The 12,515-nt window shown below is 61.3% G+C and carries 10 protein-coding genes; 5 read left to right on the top strand and 5 right to left on the bottom strand.

Features of this window, described 5'->3' with window-relative positions:
* Positions 1-20 precede the first annotated feature (20 nt).
* Both HMPREF3147_RS02930 and HMPREF3147_RS02925 read left to right on the top strand, forming a co-directional pair.
* Positions 21-1,937, top strand: coding sequence for a M13 family metallopeptidase (locus tag HMPREF3147_RS02930; protein WP_070444374.1), 1,917 nt, complete (start codon positions 21-23; stop codon positions 1,935-1,937).
* A 14-nt stretch (positions 1,938-1,951) separates the two neighbouring features.
* On the top strand, positions 1,952-2,782 hold the full coding sequence (locus HMPREF3147_RS02925) for an alpha/beta hydrolase (RefSeq protein WP_070444372.1): 831 nt from the start codon (positions 1,952-1,954) through the stop codon (positions 2,780-2,782).
* Between the two features lie 2 nt (positions 2,783-2,784).
* Here HMPREF3147_RS02925 and HMPREF3147_RS02920 read toward each other — a convergent pair whose 3' ends face one another.
* The 5 genes from HMPREF3147_RS02920 to HMPREF3147_RS02900 all read right to left on the bottom strand — a co-directional run bounded on the left by HMPREF3147_RS02920 (position 2,785) and on the right by HMPREF3147_RS02900 (position 10,737).
* Positions 2,785-6,111: an arabinosyltransferase domain-containing protein gene (locus HMPREF3147_RS02920; RefSeq protein ID WP_070444370.1), complete on the bottom strand. Its 3,327-nt coding sequence runs from the start codon at positions 6,109-6,111 to the stop codon at positions 2,785-2,787.
* Between the two features lie 31 nt (positions 6,112-6,142).
* The gene (locus tag HMPREF3147_RS02915) at positions 6,143-8,083 is read right to left on the bottom strand and encodes a galactan 5-O-arabinofuranosyltransferase (protein WP_070444368.1); all 1,941 of its coding nucleotides are present in this window, start codon (positions 8,081-8,083) and stop codon (positions 6,143-6,145) included.
* Between the two features lie 38 nt (positions 8,084-8,121).
* Complete coding sequence (locus HMPREF3147_RS02910; RefSeq protein ID WP_070444366.1) at positions 8,122-8,880, bottom strand: decaprenylphospho-beta-D-erythro-pentofuranosid-2-ulose 2-reductase; 759 nt, start codon at positions 8,878-8,880, stop codon at positions 8,122-8,124.
* Between the two features lie 14 nt (positions 8,881-8,894).
* Positions 8,895-10,310, bottom strand: coding sequence for a decaprenylphosphoryl-beta-D-ribose oxidase (locus HMPREF3147_RS02905; RefSeq protein WP_070444364.1), 1,416 nt, complete (start codon positions 10,308-10,310; stop codon positions 8,895-8,897).
* A 148-nt stretch (positions 10,311-10,458) separates the two neighbouring features.
* Positions 10,459-10,737 carry a hypothetical protein gene (locus HMPREF3147_RS02900; protein WP_070444362.1) on the bottom strand — a complete coding sequence of 93 codons (279 nt, stop codon included), beginning with the start codon at positions 10,735-10,737 and terminating at the stop codon, positions 10,459-10,461.
* A 36-nt stretch (positions 10,738-10,773) separates the two neighbouring features.
* On the opposite strand from HMPREF3147_RS02900, the gene HMPREF3147_RS02895 reads away from it, so the two are divergent.
* Genes HMPREF3147_RS02895 through HMPREF3147_RS02885 form a run of 3 tightly spaced genes read left to right on the top strand, consistent with a single transcriptional unit; the run spans position 10,774 to position 12,514 of the window.
* Complete coding sequence (locus HMPREF3147_RS02895; RefSeq protein WP_070444360.1) at positions 10,774-11,196, top strand: hypothetical protein; 423 nt, start codon at positions 10,774-10,776, stop codon at positions 11,194-11,196.
* Between the two features lie 20 nt (positions 11,197-11,216).
* Positions 11,217-12,092 carry a plasmid pRiA4b ORF-3 family protein gene (locus HMPREF3147_RS02890; protein WP_070444358.1) on the top strand — a complete coding sequence of 292 codons (876 nt, stop codon included), beginning with the start codon at positions 11,217-11,219 and terminating at the stop codon, positions 12,090-12,092.
* A 32-nt stretch (positions 12,093-12,124) separates the two neighbouring features.
* Positions 12,125-12,514 (top strand): GtrA family protein, encoded by a 390-nt coding sequence (locus HMPREF3147_RS02885; RefSeq protein ID WP_010188318.1) that lies wholly within the window; start codon positions 12,125-12,127, stop codon positions 12,512-12,514.
* The last annotated feature ends 1 nt before the right edge of the window (position 12,515 follow it).

Here is a 12,515-nt window from a genome sequence, read left to right as displayed (position 1 = left end):
TCTGACATAGAGTGAAGTGCATGAAGGATCTGTATCAGTTTGTCAATGGCCCCTGGATTGAGTCCCACGTTATTCCCGATGATCGCGGTGTCGACGGTACTTTTCACGCGCTTCGCGACGAAGCCGAGGAACTCGTCCACGACATCGTTAAGGAAGACACGGGCCGCCCTGGGATCGCGTATTCCGCCCACATGGATGTAGAAGGAGTCAATGCTGCGGGAACGGCGCCACTTGACGAGGACCTCGACAAGCTGGTGGCCGCGGATCCGGAGGAGCTGGCGCACAACTTGGGAGTGCTGGAGCGTGAGGGCGTCGGCGCCCCGGTTACCTTCTGGGTAGAAAAAGACTCCGGTTCCGAAGAAGCAGTGGCTTACATTATTCAGTCTGGTTTGGGTCTGCCGGATGAGGCTTATTATCGCGAGGAAGCTCACGCGCAGACGCTCGCTGACTACGAGAAGCACGTAGCTGCCATGCTTGGATTCCTGGATCCCGCGCGCCTTTTCGGGTTGGGCGCGGAGGTGGCCGCTACGCGCATCGTGAATCTCGAGAAGGAAATTGCCGCTGGTCACTGGGACGTGGTGGCCTCGCGCGATGCGGTGAAGACGTATAACCCGGTGGACGTCGCCAAGCTGCCCAGTATCACCCGCGCCATCCTGCAGGGTGGGGGACTGCCCGAGCACCGTGCGGTAGCTATGATGCCGTCTTATTTCGAGCACCTCGAGGGCCTGTTCACCGCCGGCCGTATGGCGGATTGGCAGCTGTGGGCAACGTGGCACATTCTGCTCTCGCGCGCGCCTTACCTCTCCGAGGAGATCGGTAAGAAGAACTTCGAGTTCTACGGAACCAAGCTTTCCGGTGCCACGGAGCAGCGTGACCGCTGGAAGCGCGCCGTGGGCTTGGCGGAAAACATGGTGGGACAGGAGATTGGCAAGGTCTTCGTGGACAAGCACTTCCCGCCCTCCTCGAAGTCCGAGATGGATGAGCTGGTGGAGTACCTTACCGCCGCTTACCGCGAGAGGATTTCGCAGCTGGAGTGGATGACCCCGGCTACCCGCGAGCGCGCGCTGGAGAAGCTCTCGCAGTTCAAGGCTAAAATCGGTTATCCAGATACCTGGCGTGACTATTCTGACCTGGAGTTTTCTCCGAAGGGAGCGGACTTGGTGGCCAATGTGCGCGCGGGTAACGCGTGGAATCACGATTATGAATTGGCCAAGATTGGCAAGCCGGCGGACCGCGATGAATGGTTCGCAACCCCGCAGACGGTCAATGCTTTTTATAATCCAGTGGTCAATGACATCACCTTCCCGGCAGCGATTCTGCGCCCGCCCTTCTACAACCCTGAGGCGGACGCGGCGGAGAACTTCGGCGCTATCGGTGCGGTGATTGGTCACGAGATCGGCCACGGATTTGATGACCAGGGCTCGCAGTATGACGGCCAGGGCAACCTCAACTCCTGGTGGACGGAGGAGGACCGTGCGGCCTTCGAGAAGCTGACCGCGAAACTGGTGGACCAGTTCCAAGGGCAGGTACCGAAGGTGCTGGAAGGCACCGATTCCGCAGGCGTCAACGGCAGCTTCACCCTGGGTGAGAACATCGGTGACCTGGGCGGATTGGGAATCGCCGTGGTGGCCTACAAGAACTACTGCGCCGACAAGGGCCTGGACATCAATGGCCAGGTCACGCCCTTTGAGGCTGAGGGCGCTGAGCCGGAATTGGCAGAGCACGAGTACACCGGTCTGCAGCGTTTCTTCCTGGCGTGGGCGCGCGTGTGGCGCACTGCCATCCGCCCGGAGATGGCCACGCAGTACCTGGCCATTGATCCGCACTCGCCGGCGGAGTTCCGCTGCAACATCATCGCTGAAAACATCGATGAATTCTACGAGGCCTTTGACGTCGAGGGTGGTCTAGCACCGGAGGAGCGCGTCACCATCTGGTAGTACCCTTGGGGGCCATGAGTGAGTGGAATATCGGTGGTACTGATCGCCAACTAAGTCCGGAACAACAGCTCGAGCAGCTCTCCTCCTACATGGAGGTGCACTACCCGCTGCCGGACTTCCGCCCGCCGTGGGCCGGTGGAGGTTCGCCGGAGGCGGACCGCTACTGTGCGTTGCTGCCGGACCGCATCGTGCAGGCCTCCATGATGGTGCTGGGTTCCGCAGTGGATCACTCGCTGCCTGGTACTGCCTTCACGGAGGGGGTACGTGTTGAAGACTCTGAGGTGGGAGCGATCTTTGTTCCTTCAGAGCAGAATGGTCGTTGGGCGGTGTCGTTGCACTCTGGCGGATGGTGGCGTGGTGACGGCAAGGCGCTAGAGATGCAGTGGCGGCCCGAAGTGGCTGCTGCAGCACAGCTGTCCGGAACCACCATCATTGATGTCGACTATCCGTTGGCACCCGAGCACACTGTGGCGGAGATGGTTCAGTCGGTTCAGGCGGCCGTCGATTATGCCCGCGAACACGGTGCCGAGCGCGTGACGGTGTGGGGCTATTCCTCGGGTGGGGCGCTCGCAGCGCTGGTGCCTGCCGACGCCCTCCTCCTCACCTTCCCTGACTTCGGCGCGCTGGCCAAGCTCCCGGAGGACATCCGCGGTGAGTGCGTCCTCGACGAGGCGGCGCTGGCAGCAGCCTATTCTGACATCTTGGTCCAGACCGCAACGCAGGATGAGATTGCGGAACGCGTGGAGATTCCCGGTGCACAGACCGCGGACTACGTGTCTATGCACCGCATTTCCACCCCGGCCGTGGCGCGGCAGCGCATTAAAGATTCGGCCGAGTTCCTGTAGGGCTACTGCTCGCCCTCCGGGCGAATCTTCATCTCGGAGTTCTTCCACAAGCCAGAGCGCTGGATGACTTCCTGGTCGATATCCGCCTTCAGCGGTTCCTCGCCCCGGGAGTTAGTACGCAGCTCGTACTTCTCAATGGCGCCCCAGTCGCGTGCCCAATCGTTGTTGAGGTAGCTCGGGATCTCATAGGAGTAGTTCACTGCCTCTGCGGTTGCCAGCGCACCACCACCGGAGAAGGACTGGAAGTCTGTGAGGGAGGTTTGCGCGGCGGCGTCGGGAAGAATGCGGAACTCCGGAATCTCCGTCACACCGGCGTAGTGGTCGAAGGTGCGCTGGCAGGGGAACTGCAGAGCGACGGACCAGTCAAGGAGTGCCGGGGTGGAGGAATCGAACTGGGAGTTGATGGTGGCCAGCTCCGGTACGCGCGGTGGGGTAAACGCCATCCAATCGTCTTCATCGGTGGAATCATCTACCGCAACGAGGCGTACAACGTTGGCCTCTTCCGGGAGCTCGTCTAGAGCAATGCGGAGGTTGCGCCATTTGGGGGTCGCGCCGACGTCGGAAAGCTCGGCCTCACCCTTGTTGGTGACCTTGCCGTTCTTGAGGGTGCCGTACTCCAAGGTGAGCTCGGTGCCTTCCTGCTCTACACCGTTGACGTCGTGGTGGTAAATCTTGCCGGCAGCAGAGACCGCGAGGACAGGGGTGTTTTCTCCTGGTTCCGGCAAGTTGTACCACTGGGTGGTGATGGTGGCGGTGGAGCGCTGCGACTCATCGTAGGAACCCATGACCGGGACCTTTGTGTAATCCAGGTTGAAGGGCAGGTGCATCTCGGAGCCGTTTACGCCTAGCGTTCCGCGCACGCCACCGGCGGAAGAATCGGTGACTTCGGTTGTTTCGGTGGTTTCCTCATTGGAAGCAGCCGAGTCATCACCGGTGGTGTTGGCAATGGCGCCTACCGACGCCGAGTTGAGGTTCTCCGGCTCAATATCTTCCTTGATCATGTTGGGGCCGAAACCGAAGTTGTCCTCGTCTTCGTCAACCAGTGAATCCTTGAGGTCGCCGTCGACCGGAGTGAGGAAAGCCTCGTTGGTGTTGGTTTCCACCATGGTGGCATCCGCCAGCGAGCAGACATCGCCGCGCAGGGACGCCAGGTTGCCCTTGCCCACGGAGTAGGAATCCGCCTGGGCCACGTAGCCCTTGGCAAAGGAGGCGCAGGAGAAGGCCACGATGAGGATGCAGGCCACCGCAATCGGTGCGGACATGGCGCCTGCCCAGCGAGAAACCTTGGCGGCGTTGGCGGCCTCGAATTCCTCAAGGGTGCCGGCGGTTTCGGCCTTGTTCTTGCGATAGCTGTGAACCAGGGACTGGTAGAGGCCAATCGCTAGGACCACCATGGCGATCGCGAGCACCACGGTGTTGGCCTCGATGGCCTTGAACTGCACGGTGCGGTCCCACCACGGGATGCCGAAGGAAGACACGTACCACCACGCGTTCCAACCGCCGAGGGAGATGGCGAGGAGGAAAATCACCGCGGCGATGGAGAAGGTCCGGGCGCGCGGGGAGCGCATGGCGATCTGGGACAGGACCACCGAGCCGAGCGCGGCGATGACGCCGGCGATACCGGCGTAGATACCGAAGTGGTGCGTCCACTTCGTCGGCGTGAACATGAGGAAGAAAGCCGAGAGCGCCATGATGGCCAGCAGGCGTTTGGTGGGATCTGCCTCCGCACCGACGACGCGGTGGTTCTTGATGAAGGCGTAGATGATGAGCGCCAGGCAGAAAAGCATGGTGAACATGGCGAAACGGCGCGTCAGGGAGCCATCCACGGAGGGCTCGAAGAGCGTGGAGTAGCGCACGAACTCGGAGTACCACGGCAGGGACGGGCCGACCGCGGAGCGCACGCGCGTCGATTCGATGACTGACGCTAATGTTTGGTCCCCGAAGGCGGCGACCATGACGGCAGTGCCGCAGGCAAGGAACGGGGCGATGAGTGCCGGCCAGGTGACTTCGGGGGCGCGCGTGCCCATGATGCGGAACAGCGCGGGCAGGCAGACCAGGAAGATGCCCACCGCGGTCAGACCGGTGGGGCCAGCGGCTAGGGTGATGGTGGCGATGATGGTGCCCACCGCTGCCGGCAGAAGGCGCTGGGTGGAGATGGCGCGCTCGAAGGAAGCCCACGTCAACATGACACCGAGGGCCACGATGGGCTCTGGGCGTACGCCGTTGTTATAGGGCAGCCAGAAAGCTAGGAACATGAACGCGGCCGTCCAGTGCGCGAGGCGGCGCTCGTTCACGCGGGTACCGAAGCGCGGGAGCATCTCGCGCGACAAAACAAACCAGATGATGAGCGCCGAGATGAGCGAGGGCAGGCGCACGATGATGGAGGCGCTGGAGAACTGTGCCAGCCATGCCACGAGGTCGTAGTACGGCGCGCCGAACGGGGCCTCGGGGACGCCGTACCAGCGGTAGTAGTTCGCCATGTAGGTCGCGTGATCGGAAACGCGGCCCATGGTGAGGATGAAGCCATCATCGGAGGTATTGGCGCCGAAGACGTACCACCAGCCGAGTACAGCTGCCACGACGCCATCGAGCGGGCGGATCTGCTTCCAGGTTTCGGGCATGAAGCCAAGGCGTTTGCCATCGAGGCGGTCAATCCGCCACAGGCAGACCAGGCTGATGACCACCATGGCCAGGCCCAGCCACATGGCGATGAGCTTGAGCGGTGTCGGGGAGGAGGTAAACCGAGAGTTGATCTCTACGTGGATGCGGAGGTCGTCGCCAAGCTCTGCGAGGTTCTCCGGAGTGTCATCAATCTCGGTGTAGACGCCGGTGACCTGCGGGCGCAGATCCTCCTCGGTGGTCTTCTTGTGCTTGCCCACGGAGACGGTGGTCCCGTCCTCCGTGGAGGCGATGCTGAGGGTGGCGTCCTCTGGTAGCTGTGCCACCTGCTCAGCTGTGAGCGAGAAAATGACCTCATCGAGGCTGGTTACCGAGAGGCCACCCTCGCCGGCGCGGACAAACATACCGCGGTTGGAGGCCTTCTTGGACTCCGGGGGCACGGTGCCGTAGAGCAGGTCCTGGCCGTCGCGCAGCTTGTCGACGGCTTCCAGGGGGATCTCTGCATCAATTTCTTCCGGCGCCACCGAGATGAGCGGGGCGTTGATGGACTGCAGGGAGCCCTGCTGGGGCCAATCGAAGGAGGATTGGGTCTGGTTCACCGGCAGTAGCGGCGTCGCCACGAAGCACAGGAAACCAATGAATCCAGCGATGATGGCGGTGAGTCGCAGGGACTGCGGTGCACGTAATGAAGAGGTTTTCCGATCTGACACGGCGATCAGTCTACGTCACCGCCTTGGCTTCTTAAGATCGCGCCGCCACGACGAAGGGGCCGATTTGTTGCGTGTTCCAACCTTCCTCAAAGACCTCTGGGTTGAAGAACACCGCGCGGTAGCGCACGTTGGGCTGGTTGGGGTAGATGTCTTCCGCCAAGTGCGTCTTGTAACCATCGCCGGGTTCTTCTAGGTCGCCGCGGAAGATGAGGACGTCCGGCCCGCGCCACGGTGCGGACTGAAGCGACTTCGCAAACTCTTCCGGAGTCTGCTCCCAGGACTTGGAAGCCCACTCCTCGATCTGCAGGTTGCGGGTGCTGAACTCTCCCAGCGGGTTGGCGTAATTACTGGTGAACGCGTTGAATCCGTAGTAGGGGTTATAGGCCATGAAGAGCTTCTCATCGGTCAGGACAACCGTGTCATTGGCCTCGTAGCCCTGGGCATCGATGAATTCACGGATCTTGCCGTAATTAGCGGAAGAATCGCTGGTGTAGCGGTCCGCGCGCTCCCCGTAGCCGTCGGTATCGGTATAGGCGTGGTCCAAGGCGGTCACGTTCGTTGCCGGGATCTGCTGGGCATAGTAAATACCGCCAAGCCCCATGAGGATGGCAAAGGCTAGGGTCACGCGCTTGCTGGTGACCTCGCTGAAGCCTTCCGGGTAGAGCGTGGGCAGGCCCATGAGGCGGATGTCGGCCAGCGCGAGGATGCCGGCCGTAGCGAAAAGCACCACGACGATCAGCTCTAGGCGGAAGCCCAGCAGCGTGCTGCCGGCGAGGGTCATGACCATGGAGGCCAAGGTCCACAGGTAGGTGCCGACAAGAGCGGTGCTCAGAGCGCGGATTTCGGGCTCGTCGATGCGCATGACGAGGTAAATCAAGCCGATCAGGCTGAGGATGCCAATGACGGACAACGAGAGGAAAGGCGCCGGGATTTGGGTGCCTTCTTCCGGCAGGTAATGCTGCGCGGTGGACTCTAGCGGGGCAGTGGCGTGCAGAACCCCGTAGAGATAGGGGCCCCAGGCGATCGCAGCGATGGCCAAGGAACCGGCCGCGATGGTGACCAAGTGCACGAGGGGTACCCATGTGCGCTCAGCGACGCCGGTGACCAGTGCAATGAGGCTGACGATGGTGAGCGCCACTACACCTGTGTAGAGCGTGTAGAAACAGGCAGAAACTCCCAGGTAGATAGCGATTGCGGCAGTAGAGAACCAGGAAGCCCTGTAGAAAGCGTGAGAGCATAGGACGGCCACTGCCGGGACGCCCATGGCGATGACGGCGGAATAGGGCTCCTCAGCGCCAATGGTCAGGGTCACCGCCATGGTGGTCAAGGCAATGGCGGTGGCAACTGGCAGCGAACCGGTGAGTCGTTGCCACAGTGGAACTAGCACGCACCCGGCCACGGCCAGGGAGATAAGGCTCCACGGTTGATAAACCTCCCAGCCCGGCATGTTGAGAAGGTTCGCGAGCCGCCCGCCCATCCAGAACCAGCCCAACGGGTAGAAGGTAGGCAGGCCCTCGTAGTTCATGTCTGCATAAGAGCTGGCCTCTGTGGCGCGGGTGAGGAATTGGGTACGGAATACCTGGTCGACTTGGACGCCGTCGAGCCACAGGCGGGAAGCCGAAAGAGGCAAGCCGATACTGGTCAGCGTGAGCAGCGCGGGCGACATGTAGCACACAGCGGTGGTGAGCCACGTCCGCCAGCGGGGGCGCGGCCTAATAATCCACCACACGCATAACGCGCCCACCAAGAGAACGGTGAGCGCAGTTCCCGCAGTGCTCAATGCGCGGGTCACCATCGACGTACTGAACGCCGGGAGGGAGACCGTTTTGAAGGCGAAGAAACCAATGAGCGTAACAAGGCCGCCACCTACAGCGGCGGCGGCAATACCCACGAGGCTGGCGCGACGCGTCAAGCGGTCGACGTTATATTCCACGGTGGGGGAGATAGACGACGTGGCGGGAGACTCAGTCATGTAAGTAGTTTCCCACACGCCGTGGACATAGCGGAACTTTAGAAAGGCAGCTTCCGGAAGATCGCCTGTGGGATGAACTTGAATCCCAAGGACACGTACTCAAACAGCGGGTGCACGAAGATGGACTGCTTGCCATCCAGCACCGCCTTGACGGTGGCCTTAGCCACGTCGGAGACGTTGACGGTCAGGGGAGCCTCGCCGGCTTCCGCCGACATCTTGGTGCGCACCTGGCCCGGGCGAACCACGAGCACCTTGGCGCCGGAGCCGCGCAGGGCCTCACCGAGGTTGATGAAGAAGCCGTCGACACCGGCCTTGGAGGCGCCGTAAACAAAGTTGGAGCGGCGTACGCGCATGCCGGCGACGGAAGACAACGCCACGATGGTGCCGTGGCCCTGCTGCTGGAACTTCTGGCCGAGTAAGACACCGAGGGAAACCGGTGCGGTGAAGTTAGTCTGGGCCGAGGCAACTGCCTTGGCCTGGTCCTGCCACAGTTCCTCCTGGTCACCGAGGGTGCCGAAGGCGATGATGGCGACGTCGACATCGCCGCGCTCAAATGCGCGCTTGACGACGTCCCCGTGGCCCTCGAAGTCAGTTGCGTCAAAGTCGATGACCTCGACGTCGCCGCCGCGGGACTCGATGGTCGCGCGGGCATCCGCGATGCGCGGGGAGTCGGCGCGTGCCGCGAGGGTGACCTTGGCCGGGCCGCGCTCGAGGAATTCTTCGACGATGCCCAGGCCGATTTCGGAGGTGCCGCCGAGAAGGAGGATGTGTTGTGCTTGGCCTACTGCATTCAGCATGAGGTGATTCCTTTCTAGTGCAGCTCGAGGCGGCGGGACATATCGGAGGCGAAGACGCCGGTCGGGTCGATGTCGTTGCGAGTCTTGAGCCAGCCCTCGAGGCCCGGGTACATCTTGTGGAAGTTCTCCGCTGAGGTGCGGGACTCCTTGGCCAGGTAGAGGCGGCCACCGAATTCCATGACGCGCTTATCCAGATCATCGAGGAAAGCGCCCAGGCCCGGCTTGATGGGGAAGTCCACGCAGACATTCCAGCCCGGCATCGGGTAGGACAGCGGGGCCTTGTTACCCGGGCCGAAGAGCTTGAACACGTTGAGCGCGGAGTAGTGGCCGGAGCGCTGCATGTCCCGGATGATCTCCTTGAAGGGCTCGACGGCGTCGGTCGGCACCACGAACTGGTACTGCAGGAAGCCATTGGAACCGTAGCCACGGTTCCACTCGCCGATGAGATCCAGCGGCTGGTAGAACTGCGTGAGGTTCTTGACCTGGTTGCGCGCCGGGGCGCCCATGAGGTAGTAGGCCTCACCGATAGCCATGAGGGAAAGCTTGTTCATGGTGAAGTTCGGGAAGATATCCGGAACCGTCATCAGCTGTGGGGCATTGAACTTCAGCGGGTCTTTCGCCAGCTTCGGGGCAAGCTCCTCGAGCTGCTCCAGGGTTGCCAGGGAGCCGCGGGAAATAGTGGAGCGGCCCAGCTTTGGTTCCGGGGAAATGACGTCGAACCACGCGGAGGAGTACGTGTAGTTGTGCTCCGAGCCATCGGAGTGGAAGGCCACGGTTTCATCGAGGTTATCCGTGCGGTCGGTATCCGCGATGAAGTAGGCGGTTTCCGTCTTCGTCATCTTGATCTTGGCACGCAGGATGATGCCGGTTAGGCCCATGCCGCCGACGGTGGCCCAGAAAAGATCACCGCTCGGGTCATCCTCAGAGCCTTCCGGGGTCAGATGGAGGACTCGGCCGTCTGCCACGAGCAGCTCCATGGAGGTGACGTGGTCACCGAAAGAACCGGCGGAGTGGTGGTTCTTGCCGTGGATGTCCGGGCCAATAGCGCCGCCGATGGTGACCTGGCGGGTACCCGGCAGAACAGGAACCCACAGGCCGTATGGTAGGGCGGCCTTCATGAGCTGGTCGAGGGTGACGCCACCGTCGACGTCGACGATGCCCGACTCCGGATCGATGGAGTGGATCTTGTTGAGCGGTTGCATGTCGATGACGAGGCCACCGGCGTTCTGCGCGGGGTCGCCATAGGAGCGGCCCATACCGCGGGCGATGACGCCGCGGCGCAGGTGGGAAGGCTTATCAGCGTTGTCCTCAGCCACCTGGGCGACGGCAGCCTTGATGACGTCGACGTCCGGGGTGGACAAAACGTGGGCGGTTGTTGCCGCCGTGCGGCCCCAACCGTGGAGGGACTTCTCAGTAGTATGCAGTTCCATCTCTTACTCTTTGATTCGATGTGATGGGTCGGTTTCCTACACTACCTAGACGGTCGTGCCTGTGGCGGCAGTGAAAACGTGAGATTAGGTACAAAAGCCAAGCAAACGGAACATTTGTGCTGTCCGGTTGTGTGGGTTTAGTTCGGAATTAGTAAAGATCCATGATCTCGCGGATTTCTTCCGGCAGTTCTTCTTGGGAGCTAATTTCTGGGCCTTCATAGGCGCGCAGGATCTCATAGACGCGGCCGCGCGACGTGGAGTCGAGGATGGGCAGTTCCTCGGCGATGAGCCGCGTCATAAAACCATTGAGCGGTAGTGAGGTGTGTTCCGTCGCCAGAAAGTGACCGTGACGCTTGTCTTCCTCGGCGCGCTCATCTTGCGCTGCTTGCTGTGCCGGGGTGAGGTGCTCTTTTTTAGAGGAGTACATGCACGGTAGCCTACCGCCCGCCTAAAGTGGGGCGGTATGACCTCTCCCAAGCAAGATAATTATGCGCTGGATGACACCCTCGCCGGACGCATCACTCAAGCCGCGGCTGTGGCGATCATGACCTCTTATCCGGATTGGATCAAGAATAGGACTGCGCTCGTTTTCGCCTATGTCCTGTCCTTCTTAGGTTTCGGCGCGCTCGTGGTCATTACTAACGCCGAGAGCCACGAGGGCCAGCCGGAGCCGGAGACTCCCGATGTCCCCGCGTGGGCCATCCCGGTTGCCTTCGGCATTCTGCTGCTTGGCGGATGGCTCACAATAAAGACTGAGCACAGAGTGGTCCGATTTATTCGCCGCCGCGGCGTGGAAAAGCCGTGGACCGTCTGGGGTGGAATCAGTGCTGCCATTGTCTTCATTCTCAGCGAGCTTGAAGCACGCGAGCTCACCGCCCGCAACTAAAAATGCGTATGGTGGGGCACATGAGCTCAAAGGTCACAGATTTGGCGCAGGTCCGTGCCAATCGTGGCGATGCTGCTCGGACCCTGCTGTGCCAGGTATCTAACGTCCGCGCTGAAGCTGAGGTGCACCGTCAGATCGGTTTCTCTGATGCGCTCACGCTGGAAGAACTTCACCATATTCTTGAAATCTGCTTCGGGCTGCCACACGAGGATTCCCCATGGCACTTCTTTGAACACACCGAAGCCCGCGGCCAGCGTATCGATCCAAGCCATACCGTGCGCGAGTTTTTGAGCCGCGAAGGCCAGCAGGTTGATTACGCCTGGGGTCTGTGGGATTTCGAGATCGTTGTGGTGGAGACCTACCCGCGCGATAGCGGGACGCCCGAGGCCCTGTGCGTGGGCGGTTCCGGTTCTTTCCACACACCCTTTGATCTCACCGCCGTGAATGCGGACCTCACCGGCCAGGAAACTATCGATGAGGTTTTGGATCTTGTGGCTAGCCCCGTCCGCGCGCTGATTGAGCGGACTAGGCTCTATGACTTCGTTCCGCTCCTCCAAGCGCTGGATTTGAAGCGTGAGGTAAGCATTGATGTTGAGGCGTTCCAGCAGCTGCGCACCTTGCCGCGAGAAGTAACAAATGAAGGCAAGGACGCCTTTTGGTCCATGGCTCTAGCGCTGTCCTGCATGGGCGGGCGCGAATTGACCGATTCCGTAGCGGAGACGTCCATGGCCGCGCTGGGGTGGGTTGACGATGATGGCGAGGAGCTGCGCGGCCCGGAAATTCGGGAGCTGTGCTCGGCTTCGCTTAAGGTGCTTTCGTCTCTCGGCGCCTATGGTGAAAACGCCGTCGCACCCGTGGACCGTCTGGACATTTACCGCGCCCTTGTCCGCGGGTAGAGTATTTCGCCGTGACTGAACCTACTTCTAGCATGAAGACCCAACTCGTGCGCTTCGTATCCGTCGGTGTTTTCACCGCGGCCATCGACTATGGCCTCACCCTTTTTCTTACGTATCTAGGGCTACACCGTTCCTTGGCGAAGGCGATTGGCTGGGTTTTCGGCACCATCGCCGCCTATGTGGCGAATGCCCGGTGGACCTTCGGCGCCCAAGTTTCTGGTCGCACCGCCGGTGCGGTGGGCTTGTTGTATTTGTCCACCTTCGCCGTGCAAAACTTCCTGTACTGGGTACTTAACGCCCCGCTAATCAGCCTGGGCTTCGACGGCGCGCTCAAAGACACCATCGCCTTCGTCATCGCGCAGGGCGTGGCCACGGTGACTAACTTCGCCATTCAGCGCGCCTTCATCTTCAAAGGAAAGTAAC

The sequence above is a fragment of the Corynebacterium sp. HMSC05D03 genome, from assembly GCF_001807205.1.
GTDB lineage: Bacteria > Actinomycetota > Actinomycetes > Mycobacteriales > Mycobacteriaceae > Corynebacterium > Corynebacterium aurimucosum.
This window is presented reverse-complemented; position numbering and strand designations above follow the sequence as displayed.